Source organism: Mesorhizobium sp. CA15 (assembly GCF_020165215.1).
GTDB lineage: Bacteria > Pseudomonadota > Alphaproteobacteria > Rhizobiales > Rhizobiaceae > Mesorhizobium.
Window position 1 is genome coordinate 474,205 of sequence record NZ_JAIUHQ010000002.1, and the last position, 21,657, is coordinate 495,861.

The following is a 21,657-nucleotide window of genomic DNA, read 5'->3' on the forward strand; positions in this document are numbered from 1 at the left end:
ACGAAATTGCCTTCAAAAGGCCGGCCAGGCATCCTTGGTTGGCGCCAATGCCTGACGGAACCAATTATGGTTGATGAAAGTTTGGGCAGGGATGGGACCCCATTAGGAGAAATCGATATGAAACGCCAACCACGGATTCTGGCGGGCACGGCAATCGGCCTGCTTATGGCATCCGCGCCGTTGGGCGCGTACCCGCTGCAGGGGGGTGTCGCTTCCGGCGGCCTGCACGGAGCGCCGCTCGTGCTGGCTCAGGCCGCCTGCGCCGAAGGCCAGTCGGCCGAAGAATGCGCGCAAGGCGGAGCCGAACAGCCGCGTAGAAAGAAGCGCGAGCAGCAGCAGCAAAGCGAATCGGCGCCGGCCGAACAGGCCGCGCCCGCCGAATCCGAGCAACAGCCGCGCAAGAAGCGGCACGAGCAGCAGCAGACGGAGGGCGCCCAGTCCGGGGAAGCTGCACCGGCCGAGCAGCAATTCAAGCCACGCAAGAAGCGCGACCAACAGCAGCAGATCGAGGCGGCACCCGCCGACCAGGGCGGCCAGCCTGCGACCGACGAGCAGCAATTCAAGCCGCGTAAGAAGCGCGATCAACAGCAGCAGATCCAGGCAGCACCCGCCGACCAGGGCGGCCAGCCCGCGGCCGAGGAGCAGCAATTCAAGCCGCGCAAGAAGCGTGATCAACAGCAGCAGATCCAGGCAGCACCCGCCGACCAGGGCGGCCAGCCCGCGGCCGAGGAGCTGCAGCCGCGCAAGAAGAAGCGCAACCAGCAGCAGATCGAAGCGGCGCCAGCCGACCAGCAGCCCGCGGAACAGGTCGCGCCTGCCGCCGGCGACCAGCAGCAAGGCAACCAGGGTCGCAAGAAGCGCAAGCACGATCAGCAGCAGACGGAAGGTGCGCCCGCCGGCCAGGCCGGCGAGCAGGTTGCCCCGACCGAACAGACTGCTCCCGCCAACGACAACCAGCAAGGCGGCAATCAGCTCAGGAAGAAGCTTAAGCAGAACCAGCAGGGTGAGACCGCCCCGGCCGAGCAGACGCAGACCAACGAGCCGGCCAAGAAGCGGGCGCCGGCCGGTGAGCCCGTGCCGCAGGCCCAGCCGCTGCAGAATGGCGAGCAGCCGGCCCAGGGCGAACAGGCCCAGGACAAGAAGAAGCGTGGCAAGAAGCCGAACGCGGAACAGCCGGCGATGGGTGAACAGCCCGCGACAGGTGAACAACCCGCGACCGGCGAACAGCCACAGACCGGAGAGCAGACAAAGACCGGCCGCAAGCCCCTCACCGGCGAGCAGCAACCCGCAACCGGCGAGCAGCCGGCCAATGGCAATCAGCCGGCGAACAACAACCAGCCTGCCAATGGCAACGCCGCGCAGGGCGAAACCGCCAATCCGAACGAGGCGCCCGTCCTGGACAGCCAGAAAGATGCCATCCGCAAGCACCGGGGCCGCAACGACAACCGCCAGAACGGCGGAGCCCAGACCGGTGGCGCTCAAATCGAAAATGGCCAGGCCGGCAACGGCCAGAACGCCAATCAGGCCGGACAGCAGCAAGGTGGCGAGCAGGCGCAGAGGCCGGCTCCGGTCGATCAGGGGCCGCCGCCCACCGACGACAAGTCGGCGCAGCAGGCGATCAAGCCCGAAAAGATCGTCCCAGTGGACCAGGAGAAAGGCAAGCGGATCGAGCTTACGCCCGAGCAGGTTGTCCGTGAGCGCCGCCGGCCGCAGGGTGCCGACGTGGTGAAGCAGTTCGGCGACCGGGTGATCCTTCAGTTCAACAACCAGACATTCGTGGAAAGCAACGAAGCTCCTCGCATCACCCGCGGCGCCAGGGATGTTTACTACGAGGATCTTTCGGGCGGCCGCACCCGCGAAATCGTGGAGCGCGACAACGGCGTCAGGATCATCACCATCCGCAACCGTAATGGCGACGTCATCCGGCGATCGCGCGTTACATCGGATGGCCGCGAATACGTGCTGAGCTATGTCGACGAGCGCTACTATAACGACGTCGACGAGTGGCGCGATCCCGGCGACGACCTGCCACCGATGCGGCTCGACATTCCGCGCCGGGACTACATCCTGGATTCGGAGGAAGTCGAGGATCCGGACGAATATTATACCTTCCTCGAGCAGCCACCTGTGGAAAGGGTGCAGCGTCTCTACTCGATCGACGAGGTCAAGCGCTCGGCCCGCGTGCGCGACATCGCCCGGCGTATCGACCTCGACACGCTGAACTTCGACTTCGGCTCGGCCACCATCTCCGACACCGAAGTGCAGAAGCTCGAAGGCGTGGCCACCGCCATGGAAAAGCTTCTGAAGAAGAACCCGGCCGAGACCTTCCTGATCGAAGGCCACACCGACGCCGTCGGCACGCCGGACGCGAACCTCGCTTTGTCGGACCGCCGCGCCGAGGCGGTGGCCGAGGCGCTCACCAACGCCTTTGGCATCCCGGCCGAGAACCTCACCACGCAGGGCTATGGCGAGGAGTATCTCAAGGTGAACACGCCCGGTCCGAACCGCGAGAACCGGCGTGTCGCCATCCGCCGCATCACCTCGCTGGTGGCGCCGGTGGCGAGCAACAGCGAGCAACAATGAGCGTTTGATTTCAAGATCCTGCCCGGATCTGCAGAATCAGCGCGCAAGACGGGCCCGTCCGCTTCGGACGGGCCTTTTTTCCTTACCGGCTCAAGAAGAATTGTCCTGCCTGGCCCGGCCTGCTCATTGAATCGCCGCATTGCGGCACCCAGATTCCAGACAGGGCGTTCCCTGCCCTGTCCCGACTCCAGCGGGACACGTTGAGCCCCGCCGGGCCCCCTCCCCGGCGGGGTTTTTTGCCTTGAAAACCTGTGTTACCTGGCCGAAATACGCCCAGAGCAATTCCAGGAAAGTATGAGCGGTTAGGCTCGGCGCCTTCGCCGCAGCCTTCCGTCCGGACTTGCGTCAAAACAAAAGATATAGCGGTTCGCCTTTTCCGTGAAACGGTGAAACGCTCTATCGCAATTGACCGGAGCCTTCATGAAGCGTCTCGAACTCGCCATCGAATCCGTCATCCTCGCCTCGCGCTGGCTGCTGGTCGCCTTCTATCTCGGGCTCGGCGTGGCGCTGGCGATCTACGCGCTCTCCTTCGGCAAGAAGCTCTATGAGTTCGTCATGAGCGCCTTCACGCTCGGCGATACCGACACGATCCTGAAGATGCTCGGTCTGATCGACGCGGCGCTTGTCGCCTCGCTGGTGGTGATGGTCATCATCTCGGGCTACGAGAATTTCGTCAGCCGCTTCGACGAGCAGGACGGCGAGGTCCATTGGCTGGGCACGATCGATGTCGGCTCGCTGAAGGTCAAGGTCGCCTCGACCATCGTTGCCATCTCCTCCATCCACCTTTTGCAGGTGTTCCTGAATTCGGTGTCCTACACGACCGACCAGCTGATGTGGCTGACCATCATCCACCTCGCCTTCGTCGTCTCGGCGCTGATGCTGGCCTATATCGACCGCGTCATGGCGCTCGCCAAGGGCAAGAAGGCCGAGATGGATTGAGGCGGACCCGGTCCGTCAGTAGATCCTTTTTACCTTCGTCTGCGAGTTCGCGAACACCTCGTCGGGAACGAAGAAGTCGCCCGCCAGCTGATCGGCCGCGCCTGGCGCATAGATCGAAAAGTCCGTCACGCCTTCGGCGCGCAGCACCTCTTCGTCGATGTAGAAATTGCCAGTCGCGTCGCGCGACGGGCGCATGAAGATCGCATGCGCCGCGTCGGCCATGATGTCGGGCGAGCGGCTCATCGCGGCCACTGTTGCACCGCCCAGAAGATTGCGCACGGCCGCGGTATCGATGGTGGAGATCGGCCATAGCGAATTGACCGCGATTCCGTCCTTGGCGAATTCGGCGCTCATGCCCAGCGTGCACATCGACATGCCGAACTTGGCCATTGTGTAGGCGACATGGTTCTTGAACCATTTGGCCTTCATGTCGAGCGGCGGCGCCAGATTCAGGATGTGAGGATTCTTTGCCAACTTAAGGTGGGGAATGCACATTTTGGAGACGAGGAAGGTGCCGCGCGTATTGATCTGGTGCATCAGATCGTAGCGCTTCATGTCGGTCTCCAGCGTGCCGGTGAGCTGGATGGCGCTGGCATTGTTGACGCAGATATCGATGCCGCCGAACCGTTCGACGGTTCTAGCCACCGCATCGGCGACCTGCGCCTCGTCGCGAATGTCGCAAAGCACCGGCAGCGCCTTGCCGCCGGCCTGCTCGATCTGCTCGGCTGCCGTGTAGATGGTGCCCGGCAGCTTCGGATGCGGCTCGGCGGTCTTGGCCGCGATCGTCACATTGGCGCCGTCGCGCGCTGCGCGCAACGCGATCGCCAACCCGATGCCGCGCGATCCGCCCGAGATGAACAGCGTCTTTCCGTTGAGCGACATTTTTTGCCTCCCGTCATTCGTTGCTGCGATCCTTGCCCGCACCGATCCGCGGACACAAGGGCGCGCGCATGCGGTTCGTGATGACGTTGCGGAGCCTTGCCGTCTTGCCGAGCTTTGTCGAGAGATATATATTCTATACAAAGAGGTAGAATGTATAATGGCGCTATCGATCAAGAATTTGGAAGTCGAGCAATTGGCGCGCGAGCTAGCCCGCCGCCGTCGCGTGTCCGTGACGGAGGCTATCCGCCAATCCCTCGAGCGCGAAGTTGCGCGCGAGCGGCTTGTGCCTCGCGACGAAAGCAGCGACCTTTTTCGACGTCTGATGGCGATTTCGGACAGCGGCGCGCAGATCCCGAGGCGGGAAAATGCGATGACCGAGGATGAGATCCTCGGTTACGACGATCTTGGAATCCCGACGCGATGATCATCGATTCATCGGCCCTGGTCGCGATCCTCCGCGCTGAGCCGGGTCATGATCGTTTCGTGCGGGCGATTGCGGATGCCACAAGACGATTGATCGCAGCGCCCACCCTTCTCGAAACGAGCATGGTGCTCGCCGGCGGGTGGCAGAATGAAATCCTGGAGCCATTCGACGCCTTCCTGCGCACGGCTTCGATCGAGACGATCGCCTTCACCGCCGACCACGCCGCCGTCGCGCGCCACGCTTTCCTGCGCTACGGCAAGGGCCGTCATCCCGCAGCGTTGAACTTTGGCGACTGCATCGCTTACGCCACCGCCCGGCTCGAAGCGATGCCGCTGCTGTTCAAGGGCGACGATTTTCGGCTCACCGATATCGAACCCGCTGTTTGAGGCGTCAAACCAGCACCAGCCCCTGCCGCATCGCGATCGCAATCGCGTCGGTGCGGTTGGCGGCGCCGAGCTTGATCAGGATGGCGGCCACATGGAACTTCGCCGTGTGGACGGAAATGTTGAGCCGCCGGGCGATGACCTTGTTCGGCGCGCCTTCGGCCAGCAGAGCCAGCACCTCCGCCTCGCGCGGCGACAAAGCCGGGCGGGGCTGGTTGTCGTCAGGCGTCTCTTCCTCGGCAGGCTCGTCATCGTGGAAATCGCCATGCGCGGCCTCCGACGGCGCCGCCCTGCCAACGCGATAGCCTGAGGCCGCCAACCGCGCTGCGGCGGCGATCAGCAGGCCATCTGCGGAGGCAGGCAGCACGGCCAGCACATTGTCTGCCACCTGCTCGCTGCCCGCACGCCGCGAAAGCAGGACGATTGGGGTGGCCGAACTGACGACCCAGCCTTCCAGGCCGGCCTCATCGGCGATGGCGACATCCGCCATTTGGCCGACGCCGCTTCCACCCAAGGCCGGCGCCAGATCGTCGCTCGCGGCCAGCGCATCGGCAAGTTGCTCGGCGCGCTGGGCATCGGCGAGCGCGACCAGCACCGTCAGCCGGTGAATTGCCGGCTCCGGTCTCGCGACTGCTTGTGCTGCGCTGTTTGCCATAGACCCTCTCAGCTCAGCGGCTTCTCGCCGATGGTGATCGAGACATCGCGCTCAGCGCCGCCGCTTGAAACACCGAGCGTAACGGTGGTGCCGGCGCTGTCCGGCCCGAGCTTGCGGATAAGCTCGCGCGGACCATGCACCGCCTCGCCGTTCCAGGCGACGATGATGTCGCCGACATGCAGGCCGGCGGCCTTGGCCGGGCCGTTATCGTCGAGGCTCATCACCATGGCGCCTTTCGTGTCGCCATTGCGGATCGGATGCAATCCGGCGCCGAGATAGCCGCGCGCGACATGACCCTTCTCGCGCAACGTCGCGACCGCGCGCTCGATCGTCTCATAGGGCATCACCAGCGCCCGCCGGCGCGGCCCGAACAAGAGCATGCCGATCACGCCGCCCTTGGCGTCGAGCACCGGCCCGCCCTCGAAGCGCCCGCCGGTGTTGATGGCAAGGTTGATGCGCCGGTCGATCGTGCCGCCGCGCATCGAGCGCCACGCCGGCCCGACCTCGCCGACCGTGCCGAGCACCGCAAGCGCGGCGCCGTCGCTGTTGCCGACCGCAATCGCGATATGGCCGGGCCGCACGGCGCCGGCCTGAGCCAGTTGCGGCAACCCGGCAGCGCCGGAAGCAGGCTTCAACAGGGCAACGCCCGTCGAAGGATCGCGTCCGACGAGCTCGGCCTTGACGGTTTCGCCGGAAGCCAGCGTCAATTCGATCTCCTCGCCGGCTTCGACCGCTTCCTCGGCGGTGACGAAATAGCCGTCGCGCCAATGGAAGGCGCTCGCGGTGCGGTGATGGTGCGTGACGAAACTCGCCAGCGCGGGGGCGGCGGTGGCCGCGACATCGGCGATCGCGTCGGAAAAGGCACTGAGGTTGAAGTCGCTCATAAGACTGTCTCCTGGGTTCGGTGACCCAGATATCGCTCGGTAACACCGCCGCGGGTACTCGCCTGACGGCTAGTCGCCGGCCGGACTGGCCATCTGGTCAGGTCGCGGCAATTGCGGCTGCTCCGCACATATAGTGCGTGTCGCCCAAAAGTGTTGCGCGGTTTTGGGGCAACGACACGCACCAAGGAAAAACATCATTCTACGAGGGAACACGCCGATGGCTTTCGCAGCCGAAAAACTTCCATCCGACGACACCTTGCTCGACGCCTATTCGGCCTCCGTTGCCGACGCCGTCGACCGCATTGGACCGGCCGTGTGCCGCATCGAGCGCATCGGCGCCGGCGGCCACGGCTCCGGCTTCGTCATCGCGCAGGACGGGCTGGTTGTCACCAACTTCCATGTCGTCGGCGACGCGCGCGCCGTGCGGGTGACCATGCCGGACGGTGCTTCGCGCGAAGGTCATGTGCTTGGCCGCGATCCCGACACCGACATCGCGCTCGTGCGCGCCGACGGCAGCTTCGCCGACATTGCGCCGCTCGGCGATTCCAAGCGCCTGCGCCGCGGCCAGATCGCAATTGCGATCGGCAATCCGCTCGGTTTCGAATGGACCGTCACCGCCGGCGTCGTCTCTGCGCTCGGCCGCTCGATGCGCGCCTCGACCGGCCGGCTGATCGACGACGTCATCCAGACCGATGCCGCGCTCAATCCCGGCAATTCGGGTGGACCGCTGGTGTCGTCAGCGGGCGAGGTGATCGGCGTCAACACTGCCATGATCCACGGCGCGCAAGGCATCGCCTTCGCGGTCGCATCCAATACCGCCAATTTCGTCATCTCGGAAATTATCCGCTTCGGCCGCGTGCGCCGCGCCTTCATCGGTGTCTCCGCCGACACGACCAACCTGCCGCGCCGGGCCGCGCTCTTGTCGCAGGTCACGACGAACACGGCGGTGCGCCTGCGCAGCGTCGAGAAGAACGGTCCCGCCGCCAAGGCCGGCCTGAAGGAAGGCGACATCATCGCCGCTATCGACGGACGGCCGGTCACCGGCGTCGACGACCTCGTGCGCATGCTCGACGCCGAGCGCATCGGCCGCGAGACGCTCTGCACGGTCGTGCGCCGCACCGGCGTCAGCCAGGTGACGGTGACGCCGGTGGCGCGGACGAGCTGAGATTGCCGCGCCGGTCTAACTCCCGGCTGCGCCCTCCGCATATTGCGCAAGGAACTCCTCGCTTGGCGGGATCGGCTTGATGACATCGATCAGCACGCCGTTGGGATCCCTGGTGATGAAATGGCGCTGGCCGAAGGGCTCGTCGCGCAAGCTGCGCAGGATCGGCAGGCCAGCGGCGACAATCCGCGCATAGACCGCGTCGGGATCGCGGACCTCGAAATTGATCAGCAGGCCCGACGTTCGCCCCCGCCCCTCTTGCGGGATCGTCTCATGGTCGCCCTGGACTATGCCAAGGTTGACGCGCCTGTCCTCACTGGAGCGCAGATGCACATACCAGTCGCTCTCGAAGAGCGGCTCGAACCGGAAATGCTCGACATAAAAATCCGCAGTGCCTGCGACATCATCCGTCATCAGCACCGGATAATAGCTTGTCGTCCTCATCTTTCCTTCTCCTCTCATCCAACATACAGTCTGTATGTAAATGCAAATAACATACAGGCTGCATGCATGCAACAAGAGTCCGGACGCCGCTCCAATCGCGACCGCACCGAGGCGACGCGCGCCGATCTGATCCGCGCGGCGCGAAAGCTGTTTACGGAAAAGTCCTATGCCGAGACCGGCACGCCGGAGATCGTCGCCGAGGCCGGCGTGACGCGCGGCGCGCTCTACCATCACTTCGCCGACAAGCAGGCGCTGTTCGCGGCGGTGGTCGAGCAGGAAGCAGCGGCCGTTGCGGCCGAGATCGACCAAGCCTCCCCGCCGTCGCTATCCGCGCGCGACGCGCTGATCGCAGGCTCGGACGCCTATCTCGAGGCAATGCAGGCGCCCGGCCGCACGCGGCTTCTGCTGCTCGACGGGCCGGCCGTGCTCGGGCGCGCGGCCATGGACGAGATCGACAACCGCCACGGCAACCGCTCGCTGCGCGAAGGCCTGGTCGCGGCGATGCGCGCGCAAGCAATGACCAGATTGCCGGTCGAGGCGTTGACCGTCCTGCTGGCGGCCGCCTTCGATCGGGCCGCTTTAGCCATCGAGGCCGGCGCGTCCGACGAGGATTACCGCGCGGTGATGATCGCGCTCATGGACGGCTTGTCTCCGGCTCCTCCTCCGTCCAAACGCCCGGCTCCATCTCGTTGAAGCAGCCGAGCTGCCGCTTGAACTCGTCGATCAGCCAGGATGCCGCCGGCTTGGGGCTGCGGTCGTTGCGGTGCATGGCGTACATCGGCGAACGGACTTCGCGGTAAGGCTCGAGATCGAGCTCGACCAGCCGTCCGCTGGCTAGGTCGTCGGCGATCAGCCAGCGCGGCAGGCCGCCCCAGCCAAGCCCCTCGCGCATCAGCGCGTGCTTGGTGCGCAGGTCCGTAAGCCGCCAAGTGCGATAGGCAAACACGCCATAGTCGCGGCCGCGCGTCCGCTCCGACTGGTCGGTGACGACAAGCTGGATGTACTCGCGCAGATCCTCGATCCCGACCGGCTTCGGCAGCTTCGCGAGCGGATGATCGGGTGCGGCAGCCGGCACCAGCGAGATGAAGCCGATGCGCAGCAGATTGACATCGGCATCGCCTTGCAGACCGCCGAAGCCGAGATCCGCCTGGCCGTTGACCACCTGGTCGACAATGAGGCCGAGCGAGCCGATATAAAGCCGCAGCATGACCGCCGGGAATTGCGCCTCGAAGGCTTTGAGCACGCGCACCAGCGCCGGTGAGGGCAGCGCCACGTCGACCGATATCGCCACTTCCGCTTCCAGCCCTTGCCGGTAGCCGTCGGCACGCGAACGGATGCGCTGCAGCACGCCGATCATGCGCCGCGCATCTTCCAGCATCGCCTTGCCGACGTCGGTCAGTTGCGGCTCGCGCACGCCTTCGCGTTCGAACAATTTCAGTCCGAGCTGCGCTTCGAGATTGGCGATGCCGTAGCTTACCACCGACTGCGCCCGGTTGAGCTTGCGGCCCGCGGCAGAGAAGCTGCCGGTATCGGCCACTGCCACCAGGATTTGGAGTTGATCTAGGGTTGGGTTTGGTTGCACGGCCATGCCATCCATTTTTTTGATGGATTGTATACATATTATGCCAGTTATCCTGATGGGACAGCAATCCCATATTTGGGCGGAAAGTTCAATCCAACCCCAAGGGGACACCGCCATGTCTATTCTTCTCGTCACCTCCAGCCCGCGCGGCGCCGCTTCGCACTCGACCCGCGTCGCCACCGATCTTGCCCACAAGCTCGCTGCCGCCGATCCGTCCAACACGCTCGTCGTGCGCGATCTCGTCGCCAACCCGCTGCCGCATATCGATCCTGACTACGCCACCGGCATCTACACGCCGGCCGAAGCACGCACGCCGCGCCAGGCCGAGGTCGTCGGCGTCTCCGACGCCGTGCTCGACGAGCTTTTCGCTGCCGACACCGTGATCCTCGCGACAGGTTTCATCAACTTCAACATCTCCTCGACGTTGAAGTCCTGGGTCGACCATGTCGCCCGCTCCGGCAAGACCTTTGCTTATGGCGAAGGCGGTCCGAAGGGCCTCGTCAACGGCAAGAAGGTCTATATCGTGCTCGCTTCCGGCGGCATCTATTCGGAAGGCGCCGCAGTGCAGATGGACCATGCCGTTCCCTATCTGCGCAGCGTGCTCGGCTTCCTCGGCATGACCGATATCGAAGTCATCCGCGTCGAAGGCGTCGGCATGGGCGCTGATGCCGTCACGGCGGCGCTTGCCAAGGCCACCGCCAAGGTCGACGCGATCGCCGCCGCCACGGCTGACCAGGTCGCCGCCGCGGCCTGACCGCCGATGCCGGAAATAAAAGAGGCAGGCGCCCGCCAGCGCCCGCCTCTTTTTTGCATTTTCGCCCCCTACGGCGGCGGCAGCACCACGGCTGGATGGCGGTCCTCGCGCAGGACCAGCCTCACGGCGCCGAGCGCGATCCGATATCCTGCTCTGCCGACAGCGATCCGCCCGCCGCCAGCGCAAACAGCTGGAACGACTTTTTCTTCCCCCTGGTCCTGACCACCTCCGACAATTTGAAGACACTGCCGCAAGGGTTGACCGTGTTCGTCGGCGAATTCACCACCGACTGGGGGGTGCTGTTCACCGGGCTGACACTGGCGGCACCTGCCGACTACCTGCTGTACATCGTGCTGTCGAAGCAGTTCATTTCCGGCATCACGCAAGGCGCGGTTAAATAGGCGCAGTCAAATAGGCGCAGTCCAACAACGAAGTCAGGACACCAAAAGTGGCGAACCAGAACAAGATCATCATCACCTGCGCGGTCACAGGCTCGATCCATACGCCGTCAATGTCGCCGCATTTGCCGGTGACGGCTGAGGAGATCGCCACTGCCGCCATCGAGGCTGCCGAAGCGGGTGCTGCGATCGTCCACCTTCACGCCCGCAACCCGGTCGACGGCCGCCCCGATCAGTCGACCGAGGCCTTCGCCCCGTTCCTGCAGGTCATCAAGCAGCGCTCCAACTGCGTGGTCAACATCACCACCGGGGGTGCGGCGACGATGAGCGTTGAGGAACGCGTCAGGCCGGCGAAGGTATTCGCGCCCGAAGTCGCGTCGCTCAACATGGGCTCGATGAATTTCGCGCTGTTCCCGATGCTGGAGCGCTTCAAGACATTCGAGCATGACTGGGAGCGGCCCTATCTGGAATCCTCCCGCGACCGCATCTTCCGCAACACCTTTGGCGACATCGAGCACATCTTGCGTACCTGCGCCGACAACGGGACGCGCTTCGAGATCGAATGCTACGACATCGGCCACCTCTACACGCTGGCGCATTTCGTCGAGCGCGGCCTGGTCAAGGCGCCGTTCTTCGTCCAGAGCGTGTTCGGCATCCTGGGCGGCATCGGCACTCACCCGGAAGACGTTGCCCATATGAAGCGCACCGCCGACCGCCTGTTCGGCAACGACTATCACTGGTCGGTGCTGGGCGCCGGCCGCCACCAACTACCGATCGCCACGCAGGCGATTGCGTTGGGCGGCAATGTGCGGGTCGGCCTGGAGGACTCGCTGTGGATCGGCAAGGGCAAGCTCGCCCGCTCCAGCGCCGAGCAGGTCACCAAGGTGCGCCAGATCATCGAAGGCCTCGGCGCCTCGATCGCCACACCCGACGAAGCGCGGCAGATCCTCCAGCTCAAGGGCGGCGACAAGGTCTCGTTCTGAGCGAGGAGAAGCTGGCGGGTGCAGCCGAAGTACTGCTTACCCGAACATCCGCTCGCCCTGCTCGTCGACGAGCTGGATGCCCTTCTTGATCGAAATGTCGACGGCGTCGTCCAGCCCGGCGAAACGGTCGGCGCGGATGAAGCGGTGCTCTTTCATCACACCGTCCACTTCCTTTGAGACGACGCCGCAGGTCTGGTATTGGCCCTCGGCCTTGTAGGGCGTGGCGCTGATCAGAAATCCTTTGTGCTCGACCTGCTTTGCCGGCTTGGCGGTGCCGGCCTCCGTTGCCTCACCGCCGCCGCCGAAAAGCTTCTTCAGAAAAGACATTTTCAAAACTCCCATTCACGCGGGCACCAAGGATTCGCGGCGCCCCTTGTTACGCAGGCTTTGCGTCAGCATGCGCGAATGCGCCGCCGTGTTCCAGCCCCTTGACGAAAACGCCGACCAGAAGCTCGATCTGATGCCAGATCTCTTCGGCCTGCCTGCTGTCCGAATTCGCCACATAGCCGCTGGTCACGATGCCATGCACGCTTGACCACAAGGTCCGGGCCGCAAGCGCGCGGCGGTCGTCGTCGAGGCCGAAATCGCCTGCCTTGAGCACGCCGGCGACGATGTCGAAGAGTGCGTCGAGCAGCGCGTCATAGGCGTCCGGGCCGGGCTGCGTCGCGCGGCGGCGGTTGAAGGCAAGCACCGCCGGCCAACTGCCGGGATGGGCCTCGACGAAGCGCACATAGGCCGCCGCCATCGCCAGGATGCGGTGCTGGACATCCGTCACCCCTTGCCTTTCGAGATCGGCCATCGCCGCCAGACCTGTCGCGCCGAGCCGGTCGAGCAGCCGCATGTTGACGGCGCGGTGCACCTCGTCGAGATCGGCAAAGAGGTTATAGACGGATCCGACGGAGATGCCGGCCTGCTCGGCAATGGTGCGCGCTTTCAGGTTGTCGGCGCCGCCCTCGTTGAGCAGCGCCTCGGCAATGGCGAGCACCTTCTCACTCATCTCTTCCTTGTCCAGCGCCATGCTTCTTTCTTGTCCTTATGTCCGAAGTCGGCAAGCCCGGCCCGGGATTCATTCCGTTGCTTGCATTTACCATGTCCGGCGCTTCATGAACAGCGTTCAAAATAACTCTTGAACAATGTTCATTTCCTGTTATGTTGAGCTTGTGAACAACGTTCACGAAAACAGGGAGAAGAAGACCATGCTTAGCCTGATCAAGACATTGCTGGACGGCGCCAGCGCGCGGGCCGAGGACAATCTGAAGGATCGTTTTGCGATCGACCTTCTGGCCCAGCGCATCCGCGACGCAGAGGCGGGCCTTGCCGCCGCCAAGCAGACGCTCGCCTCGCTGATCGTGCGCCAGCGCGCCGAGCAGACCAGCCTCGACCAGCTCGACCGCCGCATCGCCGATCTGGAAACCCGCACGCTCAGCGCGCTTTCCGCCAACAACCAGGCGCTTGCCGAAGGCGGCGCTTCCGCAATCGCCGAACTCGAGAACGAGCGCGAGGTCCGTCGCGCCACGGTCAAGAGCCTGGGCGACAAGACCTTGCGGATGCGTCTGTCCGTGGAACAGGCGCATCGCCGCATCATCGATCTCAATCAGGGCATGATCTCAGCCCGGGCGATCGATGCCGAACGCAAGGCGCAGTCGCGCCTCAACCGCTCGATCGGCCGCACCGCAAGCATTAACGAAGCGGAGGAATTGCTGGCCCGCATCAAGGACAGCTCCGACCCGTTCGAGGAGGCCGGCATCCTCGACGAGATCGACGGCGAGCTGCGCCACGAGGCGATCCGCGAACGTCTCGCCGAAGCAGGCCATGGACCGGCCACCAAGGTGCGCGCCCAGGATGTTCTGGCACGCCTCAAATCCCTGAACTGAACCCGCAATTTCCCGTGACAGATCAAATCCAAGGAATACGACGATGAACGGCAATCAGACATACATCCTGTTCAACACCATATCGGTGGGCGCTGCCTATTTCATGCTCGGCCTGTCGCTGTGGCTGGCTCCCGTCGACCTCTCGACCAAAGGTTACTGGGCGATGGGCGTGCTGCTGCTCACCGGCAGCCTGGTGAACCTGGTCAAGTACCGCACCGACGAGCGGATTGCGGCCGAGACCACTGCCAAGATCGAGAAGGCGCGCAACGAGAAGCTGATCAGCGAATATGTCGGCAAGGAATAATCCCCTGCCCTTGCCGATAGCTGACTGAATACAAAAGCCCGGACCGATCCGGGCTTTTGGGTTTCCCTATAAGAATGTCTTAGCGGCGCGCCAAGGCCTCGATCGCCTCGGCGGCGTCTTCCAGGATGCTGATCGCCGCGGCCTGCTTGTCCTCCGGCGCGTCGGCGATGTCGCCGAGCGCGGCGCGCAGCCGGTGTCGCAGCGCGCGGAACCGGTCACGCGTTTCGGAGCGGCCGCGGCGCCCCTCATCCTTGTCGTCGCCCCAGCCGAACCATTCGCGCGCCGCGGCCATCTTGCGGCTGAAACGCTCGAGATGGTCGAGCACGCTGTCGATCATCTCGCGGTTCTCGTCCAGATGCGCCTTGCCGGCCTCGGTGATCGAAAACACCTTCTTGTTGCCTTCGCTCGACGATACCGCGTAGCCCGCCTCCTCCAGGAAGGTCAGCGTCGGATAAACCACGCCCGGGCTCGGGCTGTAGATGCCGCTGGTGCGCTCTTCCAGAGCCTTGATGATGTCGTAGCCGTGGCGCGGCGCGTCGGCCAGCAGCGACAGCGTGATCAGCTTGAGATCGCCGTCGGCCAGCATGCGCCCGGCGCGGAACATGTCGCCCGGGCCGCCGCGTCCACCGCCCCTGCCGCCATGGCCGAACGGGCCGAAACCGCCGCCCCCTCTGCCACCAAATTTGCCGGCCATATGCATGAACATGCGCTCGCCAAAGTGGTTGTGTCTGTGCATGGATTGCTCCTTGAGCTATATCTTACGATACATCGTAAGTAAGGCGCGGCGCCTATTGAGTCAAGATATATCTTAAGATGTATCTTAGGCCGTTCCAAGATCGCGCATACGTCCTCATATGGCTGGGCCAGACCGCTACCAACGGCCCTTTCGTCGGTTCCAGCCGTAGAGCACGTCCGCAAAACGGTCATAGGCAAAGCGCGTCAACGGCAGCGCGATGGGGTTGCCGAACAAGCTCGCCAGCCATCCCTCGCCCGGCGTGATCCGCCAGACCGCGATCGCGACGTCGGCGCCGACCAGCAGCCGCCCGCTTGCGTCGGTCGCATGCAGGCGCCGGCGGATATCCTCCAGCGAGGCGCCGAAGGCGGAGAGCGCCTCAGGTTCGAAATTGATGTCGCGGAATTCGACCCGGCCCGCCTTGACGGCCTCGACCAGCCGCCGCTTCTGCCGGTTGATGCCGGCGTCGCACACCGGACAACGTGTGTTGTACCAGACTGTCAGCAACGGCTCGGGCATGGCGCGACTATCGGGAATGCGGCGCGGCTTCGCAACAGCCGCGCTGCGCCCGTTAGCCACTTTACCCGAGTGAGCTGATGATCTCGCGATAGGCGAATTCCGGAAACGCCTTCATCGTCCGCGTTTTGACATTGCCGCCCGACGACAACATCAGCGCGAAGCGGGCGAGCACCGCATCGTCCGGCGCTTCGACGATGGCGACCATGTCGCATTCGCCCATGGTCAGATAGAATGCCTTGAACGAACCGCCCATTTCCCCCAGCAGCTTCTTGGCGGCATCGAGCCGTTTCGGCGATTCCCGCACATTCTTGGCGCCGAGCTCAGTCCAGTTGATAAGCACGATGTACGTCGTCATGGCACACCTCCCATCGGAGCCAGATGGCCAGGGCATCCGGCCAACTGTCCGGAAATGCATTCGACGTTTCGACTATCCTCCCGGCAACCGTTCCAGACAAGAGTTGCAAGCGAAACCGGCAACGAAAAAGGGGCCGAAGCGCCCTTTCGATCCTTGCCCAGCGCTCGGCTCAGCTGCCCAAACGACAACGCTAGCTGTCGACGGTCCTGATCAGCCCCTCTTCGAGCAGGTCAATCTTATCCTTCAGAATGTATCTGTGGCCGAGGCCAACGGAATTCTCCGGAAGTCGCAGATACGTCGCGAGTTCTTCGTGGAGATCGAGCGGAGCTACGTACTCTTTGGCTCCATCCATCCCCAATATCTGAAGCAGACTGTCGGGCGCGGTGGATTTGCCGATCGTAGCCAGCAACGCGGCGGCATCTTCGAGCCGAGGACGCATATCCTCATCGTCAGGGTCGCTCATCTCCATGCCTGGGCAAGAATTGTAGCGAGACTGCAGAAAACCATCCTTCGCCGCCCAGAGGCGCAATTGTTCTTCGTCGTAGACGGTGATCGCGATGCCGACACAGGCCAGGTCACGCGTAAGGCTCTGGAGCAAAGGTTCGATCCAGCCAGGATCGAGCCCGTCCGTATATTGGTCCGAAAATGTGATCCAACCGCTCTCATCCGGCGCGGTGACGAAGGCATCGATTTTCTTCAATCTCAGCCAGTTGGCCAACGCCTCACGCGTTGGCCCCTCTATACTGATGTTTCCGTAGGTCGCCCCCATGCCGAACTCCGGAAAGCAGACTGCTTCAGCTGTCGAGGAAGCTTCTCAGCTTGCGCGACCTGCTCGGATGCTTGAGCTTGCGCAGCGCCTTGGCCTCGATCTGGCGGATACGCTCGCGCGTCACCGAGAACTGCTGGCCGACTTCTTCCAGCGTATGATCGGTGTTCATGCCGATGCCGAAGCGCATTCTGAGCACGCGCTCCTCGCGCGGCGTCAGCGAGGCAAGCACGCGCGTCGTCGTCTCGCGCAGGTTGGCCTGGATCGCCGCGTCGATCGGCAGGATCGCCATCTTGTCCTCGATGAAGTCGCCGAGATGCGAATCCTCCTCGTCGCCGACAGGCGTTTCGAGCGAGATCGGCTCTTTGGCGATCTTCAGCACCTTGCGCACTTTTTCCAGCGGCATGGCGAGCTTTTCCGCCAGTTCCTCCGGCGTCGGCTCGCGGCCGATCTCATGCAGCATCTGGCGCGAGGTGCGCACGATCTTGTTGATCGTCTCGATCATGTGCACCGGAATGCGGATGGTGCGCGCCTGGTCGGCGATCGAGCGGGTGATGGCCTGCCGGATCCACCAAGTGGCGTAGGTCGAGAACTTGTAGCCGCGACGGTACTCGAACTTGTCGACCGCCTTCATCAGGCCGATATTGCCTTCCTGGATGAGATCCAGGAACTGCAGGCCGCGGTTGGTGTATTTCTTGGCGATGGAGATGACCAGGCGAAGGTTCGCCTCGACCATTTCCTTCTTGGCGATCGCGGCCTCGCGCTCGCCCTTCTGCACCTGGTTCACGATCTTGCGGAATTCCAGGATCGAGATCGCCGTTTCGGTGGCGAGGTTCTGGATCTCGGCGCGCAGCTCCTTGATCGAGTCCTTCTCGTTCTTGGTGAACTCCTTCCAGCCGCGCGAGGTCAGGTTGGCGATCGAGCGCGTCCAGTTCGGATCGAGCTCCGAGCCCTGATACTCCCGCAGGAACTCCTCGCGGCGCACGCCATAGCTTTCGGCGAGGCGCAAAAGCTTGCCCTCGTTCTGCACCAGGCGCTTGTTGATGTCGTAGAGCTGCTCGACCAGCGCCTCGATACGCGCGGCGTTGAGCGACAGCGACTTCACCGCCTTGATCAGCTGGTCCTTCAGCTCCTTCAGGCGGCGGTCCTGGCTGGGCGACAGCGTGCCGGCCGCGGCCAGGCGGTTCTCGACCTGCTGGTCCTGGAGCTTGCGCAGCTTCTTGTAGGTATCGGCGATGACGTCGAGCGTCTCCATCACCTGTGGGCGCAGTTCCGCTTCCATCGCGGCCAGCGACAGGCTCGCCTCGTCCTCGTCGTCTTCCTCTTCCTCCAGCCCGCGCGTGTCGCCGCCGACATTGGTGATGTCGTCTTCCTCCTCGCGTGCCGCCGAACGGCCGCGCGGCTTCTCCTCGGGCTTGGGCGCTTCCTCGATGCGTTCGACGACGGGCGCCTGCTTGGCTTCGGGGCCGGCATAGGTCGCCTCGAGGTCGATGATCTCGCGCAGCAGGATCTTCGATTCGTTGAGCTCGTCGCGCCAGATGATGATGGCCTGGAACGTCAGCGGGCTTTCGCACAGCCCCGCGATCATCGTTTCGCGGCCGGCCTCGATGCGCTTGGCGATCGCAATTTCGCCCTCGCGCGATAGAAGCTCTACCGAGCCCATCTCGCGCAGATACATGCGCACCGGGTCGTCGGTGCGATCGGTCGGCTCTTTCTTGGTAATCGTGGCGGCGACAGCGGTGCCGGTCTGCTCGGCGAGCTCGTTGGCGTCTTCCTCGGCGTCGGCGGCCGGCTCGGCTTCCGCCTCCTCGCCCACCTCGTCGTCCTCGACGACGTTGATGCCCATGTCACTGAGCATCGCATTGATATCTTCGATGCGGTCCGGATCCGTCTCTTCCGAGGGAAGCACCGCGTTGAGCTCGTCGAGCGTGACATAGCCGCGTTTCTTCGCGGCCTTGATCATCTTCTTGACAGCATCGTCGGAAAGGTCGAGCAGGGGGCCATCAGTGGCGCCTTCGCGTTCGGTCTCGACCTCTTCCTTTTCCTTTGTCGCCATTCTTTGTCGTCTCCAAGCGGCCGAATATCGAGGCCGCGTAAACTGCCGTACCGGTTATGCTGGACGCGCTCGCGCGGGAACGCTTTTCACCGGCCCAGCAACCGTGTCATCTCTTTTGTTTTGTGCATGTCTCTGTCCCAAACCGGTTTCCACTTTTGGGCGACATGCATTAAGTCCAGATTAACCCTGATATCTGGAGCGGGCACTTTGCCTGTCCAGTCGCCACCGGTGCCTCACATCGCTCGAATTCCCGCCGATGCCGTGGCACGGTTAACGTTTCGAATCGTCCTGATTCCGCCAATCTGCCAGAAGGTCAAGCGCCTCTGGCATGATTCGCATGAAAAAAGCGAATCAATTACCCGACTTAGAGGCGTCGATTCGACGCGCCGCGCATTTCCACTTCACTTCCAATGGGTGGTGTTCGGCCTAAACGCGGCCAACCCTGCCCGACGAGACGCCGAATCCCTCGATCAGCGCTTCCGTTGCCTGCACATCGTTGAATTGCGCTTGAATCTCGACGAGATGCCGGAAGTTTTCATCCGAAGGGTCTGCATCGAGCGCCGCCTGCGCCTGTTTCAGCTCTCTATGTAATGTGCGGGCGCTGCGCTGCAAGTGCAGCGCCTGGTTGAAGGCGTCGCGGGCATCGTCAAGCGCCGCCGTTTCCAGCGCCGGCCATTGCCGCGCGCGCTTGATCAAATCGACAGCCCGCTCCCAGATGCCGCCGCAGCCGGCGCGCTCGATGGTGGCGATGACCGCGCCGCGCTCGTCGGCCGCCTCATGCGCCATGGCGTCGAGAATGGCCGCGTGCAGCTTGCGCAAATCCGAATTGGCGAGGTCGAGGAATTCGACATGCGCGAAATTCTCGTCGATCAGCGCCGGATGATTGACCAGCGCCACGATAATCGTCGCCTCGCGCACCGACATCCCCTCGCCGGCCCGCTTGACCAGCGCCGAGCGACCCAAGCTCTCGGTGATCGCGGCGCGCCCGCCGGCCGCCCCACCTTTCGCGAACTGCCCGCCGGGCACGGGCGTCTTGCCCTGCCCCGGCTTCCAATCCTGACGGCCTTGCCGAACATTCCGCTGGGCGCCAAAGAAGCTCCGCACCCGTTCGCGCATCACCTGTTGATATTCGTAGCGAACACTCTCGTCCCGGATACGGCTGGCGAGTTCACTCAGCCTTTTTCCCAGCTCGGCGCGTCGCTCTGGCGTCTCGAAGACACCGCCGGCGGTCTCCCGCATCCACAGAAGGTCGACAAGCGGTCGCGCCTCCGCCAGCACCACGCGGAACGCGTCCGGTCCCTCGGCCTTGACCAGGTCGTCGGGGTCCTTGCCTTCCGGCAGCAGCGCAAAACGTGCCGAGCGCCCGGCCTGCACGGAGGGGAGCGCGAGATCGGCCGCACGCCATGCCGCCTTCAGCCCGGCCTGGTCGCCGTCGAAGCACAGCACCGGCTCGGGCGCCATGCGCCACAGAAGCTCGAGCTGGTTTTCGGTCAGCGCAGTACCGAGCGGCGCCACGGCATTCTCGAAGCCTGCCTGCGCCAGCGCGATCACGTCCATATAGCCTTCGACGGCGATCACCGTGCCGCCTTTGGCCAACGCCTTGCGGGCGCGCGCGAAATTGTAGAGCACGTTGCCCTTGTGGAAGAGCTCCGTCTCCGGCGAATTCATGTATTTGGCGAGCGCGTCGGGCGCCAGCGCGCGCCCGCCGAAGGCGATGATCTTGCCGCGCGAATCCGGGATTGGAAACATGATGCGGTCGCGGAACCAGTCATAGGAGACCGGGATGTCGTCGCCGTGCCGCACCAGGCCGCAGGCCTCGATATCGGCCTTCGGCACGCCCTTGGCGGCAAGATGTTCCTTGAGCGCGTTGCGGCTGTCGGGCGCATAGCCCAGACGAAAGGATTGCTGCGTTGCCGGCGTCAGCCCGCGGTCGCGCAGATACGCGCGGGCTTTGGCGCCGTCGGCGCTCTGCAGCCGCTCCTGGAAGAAGGCGGTCGCCATTTCCATGACGTCGGTCAGGCTGGCGCGTTCCTTCTCGCGCCGCTCTTCCTGTTCGTCGCGCACCGGGATCGGCACGCCGGCCATCTCGGCGATCTTCTCGACGGCTTCGGGGAAGCTTAATCCGTCTAGCTCGGTGAGGAACTTGAAATGGTCGCCCGAAACCGAGCAGCCGAAGCAGTGATAGCGGCCCTTCTTGTCCTCGCAATGGAAGGACGGGCTCTTCTCGCCGTGGAAGGGACAGCAGGCCCAGTAGTCGCCGCGCGACGCGTTGGTCTTCTTCCTGTCCCATGCGACGCGCGTGCCGATGACCTGCGAAATCGGCACGCGGTCGCGTATCTCGTCGAGGAAGGCGGGCGGAAAGCGCATCGGGGAACTCGTTTGCCCTCCATATAATCAACCCGCCCGGGCACGGCGACCCCATCCGGCCCGTCGTACCCGCTTTTCACAGACGAAAAGAAGGCGGCCGGGCGGCCGCCTACCGGATTTCCGGATTGTCGCGGATTACTGGGCGGCGATCGCGCCGAAGACGATGCCGGAGAGGATGCTGACCAGCAAATACTCGTTGCCGACGCGGATCCATTCTTGGCCGGGACCAGGGCGGCGCAGGCCGTGGCGGTTCCAGTCGCGGACCGGCTGGTGACGGTTCCAGTCGGAATATCTTTGGCCGTTGCGCCAATGGCTGCGCCTTACCACCTTGTTCTTGACGATGACCCGCTTGTCGACATGCCTGCCGGGCTTCTGCCAGTCGACCTGGGTGTAGCTCGACTGCGGCGTGCCCGGCTGGACGAGCGGCGCGGCCTGGCCGGAGAAGGCCGAGGCGGCCAGCATCGAGGCGGTGACGGCGCAAAGTATGAGACGCTTCATGGTCGGTATTCCTTGTTGTCGATAGGCAGGGGAATAGCCGCCAATGGATGAACCGAAACTGAACACCAGAATTACAATTCTGCAATGTTTTCCAAGACTTGCACCGGCCGCT

Annotated in this window: 25 protein-coding genes; 11 read left to right on the forward strand and 14 right to left on the reverse strand. The window is 63.9% G+C overall.

Annotated features, from left to right (window positions below):
• Positions 1 to 117: 117 nt before the first annotated feature.
• On the forward strand, positions 118 to 2,583 hold the full coding sequence (locus LB515_RS05700) for an OmpA family protein (RefSeq protein WP_224707161.1): 2,466 nt from the start codon (positions 118 to 120) through the stop codon (positions 2,581 to 2,583).
• Positions 2,584 to 3,003: 420 nt separating this feature from the next.
• The gene (locus LB515_RS05705; RefSeq protein ID WP_224530384.1) at positions 3,004 to 3,522 is read left to right on the forward strand and encodes a TIGR00645 family protein; all 519 of its coding nucleotides are present in this window, start codon (positions 3,004 to 3,006) and stop codon (positions 3,520 to 3,522) included.
• A gap of 15 nt (positions 3,523 to 3,537) precedes the next feature.
• Here the strand turns inward: LB515_RS05705 and LB515_RS05710 are convergent, their stop codons facing one another.
• Positions 3,538 to 4,404 carry an SDR family oxidoreductase gene (locus LB515_RS05710; RefSeq protein ID WP_224707046.1) on the reverse strand — a complete coding sequence of 289 codons (867 nt, stop codon included), beginning with the start codon at positions 4,402 to 4,404 and terminating at the stop codon, positions 3,538 to 3,540.
• A 157-nt stretch (positions 4,405 to 4,561) separates the two neighbouring features.
• Between LB515_RS05710 and LB515_RS05715 the strand changes: the two genes are divergently transcribed.
• A complete protein-coding gene (locus LB515_RS05715) occupies positions 4,562 to 4,828 on the forward strand; it encodes a type II toxin-antitoxin system VapB family antitoxin (RefSeq protein WP_224543080.1) in 267 nt (88 codons plus the stop codon).
• A complete protein-coding gene (locus LB515_RS05720; protein WP_224543081.1) occupies positions 4,825 to 5,214 on the forward strand; it encodes a type II toxin-antitoxin system VapC family toxin in 390 nt (129 codons plus the stop codon). Before LB515_RS05715 ends, LB515_RS05720 begins: the two co-directional genes overlap by 4 nt.
• A gap of 4 nt (positions 5,215 to 5,218) precedes the next feature.
• On the opposite strand, the gene LB515_RS05725 is transcribed toward LB515_RS05720, so the two are convergent.
• Both LB515_RS05725 and LB515_RS05730 read right to left on the reverse strand, forming a co-directional pair.
• Positions 5,219 to 5,866 (reverse strand): helix-turn-helix transcriptional regulator, encoded by a 648-nt coding sequence (locus LB515_RS05725; RefSeq protein WP_224707047.1) that lies wholly within the window; start codon positions 5,864 to 5,866, stop codon positions 5,219 to 5,221.
• 8 nt (positions 5,867 to 5,874) lie between these two features.
• Positions 5,875 to 6,750 carry a S1C family serine protease gene (locus LB515_RS05730; protein ID WP_224530377.1) on the reverse strand — a complete coding sequence of 292 codons (876 nt, stop codon included), beginning with the start codon at positions 6,748 to 6,750 and terminating at the stop codon, positions 5,875 to 5,877.
• A gap of 217 nt (positions 6,751 to 6,967) precedes the next feature.
• On the opposite strand from LB515_RS05730, the gene LB515_RS05735 reads away from it, so the two are divergent.
• Positions 6,968 to 7,915, forward strand: coding sequence for a S1C family serine protease (locus tag LB515_RS05735; protein ID WP_224707048.1), 948 nt, complete (start codon positions 6,968 to 6,970; stop codon positions 7,913 to 7,915).
• A 15-nt stretch (positions 7,916 to 7,930) separates the two neighbouring features.
• On the opposite strand, the gene LB515_RS05740 is transcribed toward LB515_RS05735, so the two are convergent.
• Positions 7,931 to 8,356 carry a VOC family protein gene (locus LB515_RS05740; protein WP_224707049.1) on the reverse strand — a complete coding sequence of 142 codons (426 nt, stop codon included), beginning with the start codon at positions 8,354 to 8,356 and terminating at the stop codon, positions 7,931 to 7,933.
• 66 nt (positions 8,357 to 8,422) lie between these two features.
• Here LB515_RS05740 and LB515_RS05745 point away from each other — a divergent pair, with 66 nt between their 5' ends.
• Positions 8,423 to 9,049 carry a TetR/AcrR family transcriptional regulator gene (locus LB515_RS05745; RefSeq protein ID WP_224707050.1) on the forward strand — a complete coding sequence of 209 codons (627 nt, stop codon included), beginning with the start codon at positions 8,423 to 8,425 and terminating at the stop codon, positions 9,047 to 9,049.
• Here the strand turns inward: LB515_RS05745 and LB515_RS05750 are convergent.
• Positions 8,991 to 9,938: a LysR family transcriptional regulator gene (locus LB515_RS05750; protein ID WP_224707162.1), complete on the reverse strand. Its 948-nt coding sequence runs from the start codon at positions 9,936 to 9,938 to the stop codon at positions 8,991 to 8,993. The two genes, LB515_RS05745 and LB515_RS05750, sit on opposite strands and share 59 nt — an antisense overlap.
• A 115-nt stretch (positions 9,939 to 10,053) precedes the next feature.
• Between LB515_RS05750 and LB515_RS05755 the strand changes: the two genes are divergently transcribed.
• The 3 genes from LB515_RS05755 to LB515_RS05765 all read left to right on the forward strand — a co-directional run bounded on the left by LB515_RS05755 (position 10,054) and on the right by LB515_RS05765 (position 12,073).
• Entirely contained in the window at positions 10,054 to 10,692 is a 639-nt protein-coding gene (locus tag LB515_RS05755) for an FMN-dependent NADH-azoreductase (RefSeq protein WP_224630819.1), read from the forward strand.
• A gap of 95 nt (positions 10,693 to 10,787) precedes the next feature.
• Entirely contained in the window at positions 10,788 to 11,093 is a 306-nt protein-coding gene (locus tag LB515_RS05760; protein WP_224707051.1) for a hypothetical protein, read from the forward strand.
• A 47-nt stretch (positions 11,094 to 11,140) separates the two neighbouring features.
• Positions 11,141 to 12,073, forward strand: coding sequence for a 3-keto-5-aminohexanoate cleavage protein (locus LB515_RS05765; protein ID WP_224707052.1), 933 nt, complete (start codon positions 11,141 to 11,143; stop codon positions 12,071 to 12,073).
• Positions 12,074 to 12,109: 36 nt separating this feature from the next.
• On the opposite strand, the gene LB515_RS05770 is transcribed toward LB515_RS05765, so the two are convergent.
• Positions 12,110 to 12,400 carry an HlyU family transcriptional regulator gene (locus LB515_RS05770; protein WP_095766632.1) on the reverse strand — a complete coding sequence of 97 codons (291 nt, stop codon included), beginning with the start codon at positions 12,398 to 12,400 and terminating at the stop codon, positions 12,110 to 12,112.
• Between the two features lie 49 nt (positions 12,401 to 12,449).
• Positions 12,450 to 13,091: a TetR/AcrR family transcriptional regulator gene (locus LB515_RS05775; protein ID WP_224707053.1), complete on the reverse strand. Its 642-nt coding sequence runs from the start codon at positions 13,089 to 13,091 to the stop codon at positions 12,450 to 12,452.
• Between the two features lie 178 nt (positions 13,092 to 13,269).
• Between LB515_RS05775 and LB515_RS05780 the strand changes: the two genes are divergently transcribed.
• Together LB515_RS05780 and LB515_RS05785 are read left to right on the forward strand one after the other, a co-directional pair.
• Positions 13,270 to 13,947, forward strand: coding sequence for a PspA/IM30 family protein (locus LB515_RS05780; protein WP_224530335.1), 678 nt, complete (start codon positions 13,270 to 13,272; stop codon positions 13,945 to 13,947).
• Positions 13,948 to 13,990: 43 nt separating this feature from the next.
• A complete protein-coding gene (locus LB515_RS05785) occupies positions 13,991 to 14,251 on the forward strand; it encodes a YiaA/YiaB family inner membrane protein (protein ID WP_095766630.1) in 261 nt (86 codons plus the stop codon).
• 79 nt (positions 14,252 to 14,330) lie between these two features.
• Here the strand turns inward: LB515_RS05785 and LB515_RS05790 are convergent, their stop codons facing one another.
• The 7 genes from LB515_RS05790 to LB515_RS05820 all read right to left on the reverse strand — a co-directional run bounded on the left by LB515_RS05790 (position 14,331) and on the right by LB515_RS05820 (position 21,545).
• Positions 14,331 to 14,987: a PadR family transcriptional regulator gene (locus LB515_RS05790; protein WP_224707054.1), complete on the reverse strand. Its 657-nt coding sequence runs from the start codon at positions 14,985 to 14,987 to the stop codon at positions 14,331 to 14,333.
• 135 nt (positions 14,988 to 15,122) lie between these two features.
• The gene (locus LB515_RS05795; protein ID WP_224606285.1) at positions 15,123 to 15,503 is read right to left on the reverse strand and encodes a thiol-disulfide oxidoreductase DCC family protein; all 381 of its coding nucleotides are present in this window, start codon (positions 15,501 to 15,503) and stop codon (positions 15,123 to 15,125) included.
• Between the two features lie 61 nt (positions 15,504 to 15,564).
• On the reverse strand, positions 15,565 to 15,858 hold the full coding sequence (locus tag LB515_RS05800; RefSeq protein ID WP_095766734.1) for a GYD domain-containing protein: 294 nt from the start codon (positions 15,856 to 15,858) through the stop codon (positions 15,565 to 15,567).
• A gap of 190 nt (positions 15,859 to 16,048) precedes the next feature.
• Positions 16,049 to 16,627 carry a hypothetical protein gene (locus tag LB515_RS05805; protein ID WP_224707055.1) on the reverse strand — a complete coding sequence of 193 codons (579 nt, stop codon included), beginning with the start codon at positions 16,625 to 16,627 and terminating at the stop codon, positions 16,049 to 16,051.
• Positions 16,628 to 16,652: 25 nt separating this feature from the next.
• Entirely contained in the window at positions 16,653 to 18,680 is a 2,028-nt protein-coding gene (rpoD, locus tag LB515_RS05810) for an RNA polymerase sigma factor RpoD (RefSeq protein WP_224707056.1), read from the reverse strand.
• Positions 18,681 to 19,106: 426 nt separating this feature from the next.
• On the reverse strand, positions 19,107 to 21,047 hold the full coding sequence (dnaG, locus tag LB515_RS05815; RefSeq protein ID WP_224707057.1) for a DNA primase: 1,941 nt from the start codon (positions 21,045 to 21,047) through the stop codon (positions 19,107 to 19,109).
• Positions 21,048 to 21,182: 135 nt separating this feature from the next.
• Complete coding sequence (locus LB515_RS05820; RefSeq protein WP_224707058.1) at positions 21,183 to 21,545, reverse strand: RcnB family protein; 363 nt, start codon at positions 21,543 to 21,545, stop codon at positions 21,183 to 21,185.
• Positions 21,546 to 21,657 lie beyond the last annotated feature (112 nt).

Coding starts and splice junctions, on each gene's coding strand:
- LB515_RS05715 (WP_224543080.1), top strand. CDS start 4,562: ATGGCGCTATCGATCAAGAATTTGGAAGTCGAGCAATTGGCGCGCGAG.
- LB515_RS05700 (WP_224707161.1), top strand. CDS start 118: ATGAAACGCCAACCACGGATTCTGGCGGGCACGGCAATCGGCCTGCTT.
- rpoD (WP_224707056.1), bottom strand. CDS start 18,680: ATGGCGACAAAGGAAAAGGAAGAGGTCGAGACCGAACGCGAAGGCGCC.
- LB515_RS05790 (WP_224707054.1), bottom strand. CDS start 14,987: ATGCACAGACACAACCACTTTGGCGAGCGCATGTTCATGCATATGGCC.
- LB515_RS05780 (WP_224530335.1), top strand. CDS start 13,270: ATGCTTAGCCTGATCAAGACATTGCTGGACGGCGCCAGCGCGCGGGCC.
- LB515_RS05795 (WP_224606285.1), bottom strand. CDS start 15,503: ATGCCCGAGCCGTTGCTGACAGTCTGGTACAACACACGTTGTCCGGTG.
- LB515_RS05735 (WP_224707048.1), top strand. CDS start 6,968: ATGGCTTTCGCAGCCGAAAAACTTCCATCCGACGACACCTTGCTCGAC.
- LB515_RS05775 (WP_224707053.1), bottom strand. CDS start 13,091: ATGGCGCTGGACAAGGAAGAGATGAGTGAGAAGGTGCTCGCCATTGCC.
- LB515_RS05760 (WP_224707051.1), top strand. CDS start 10,788: ATGGCGGTCCTCGCGCAGGACCAGCCTCACGGCGCCGAGCGCGATCCG.
- LB515_RS05705 (WP_224530384.1), top strand. CDS start 3,004: ATGAAGCGTCTCGAACTCGCCATCGAATCCGTCATCCTCGCCTCGCGC.
- LB515_RS05730 (WP_224530377.1), bottom strand. CDS start 6,750: ATGAGCGACTTCAACCTCAGTGCCTTTTCCGACGCGATCGCCGATGTC.
- LB515_RS05755 (WP_224630819.1), top strand. CDS start 10,054: ATGTCTATTCTTCTCGTCACCTCCAGCCCGCGCGGCGCCGCTTCGCAC.
- LB515_RS05820 (WP_224707058.1), bottom strand. CDS start 21,545: ATGAAGCGTCTCATACTTTGCGCCGTCACCGCCTCGATGCTGGCCGCC.
- LB515_RS05710 (WP_224707046.1), bottom strand. CDS start 4,404: ATGTCGCTCAACGGAAAGACGCTGTTCATCTCGGGCGGATCGCGCGGC.
- LB515_RS05745 (WP_224707050.1), top strand. CDS start 8,423: ATGCAACAAGAGTCCGGACGCCGCTCCAATCGCGACCGCACCGAGGCG.
- LB515_RS05805 (WP_224707055.1), bottom strand. CDS start 16,627: ATGGGGGCGACCTACGGAAACATCAGTATAGAGGGGCCAACGCGTGAG.
- LB515_RS05800 (WP_095766734.1), bottom strand. CDS start 15,858: ATGACGACGTACATCGTGCTTATCAACTGGACTGAGCTCGGCGCCAAG.
- LB515_RS05720 (WP_224543081.1), top strand. CDS start 4,825: ATGATCATCGATTCATCGGCCCTGGTCGCGATCCTCCGCGCTGAGCCG.
- LB515_RS05725 (WP_224707047.1), bottom strand. CDS start 5,866: ATGGCAAACAGCGCAGCACAAGCAGTCGCGAGACCGGAGCCGGCAATT.
- LB515_RS05770 (WP_095766632.1), bottom strand. CDS start 12,400: ATGTCTTTTCTGAAGAAGCTTTTCGGCGGCGGCGGTGAGGCAACGGAG.
- LB515_RS05785 (WP_095766630.1), top strand. CDS start 13,991: ATGAACGGCAATCAGACATACATCCTGTTCAACACCATATCGGTGGGC.
- dnaG (WP_224707057.1), bottom strand. CDS start 21,047: ATGCGCTTTCCGCCCGCCTTCCTCGACGAGATACGCGACCGCGTGCCG.
- LB515_RS05740 (WP_224707049.1), bottom strand. CDS start 8,356: ATGAGGACGACAAGCTATTATCCGGTGCTGATGACGGATGATGTCGCA.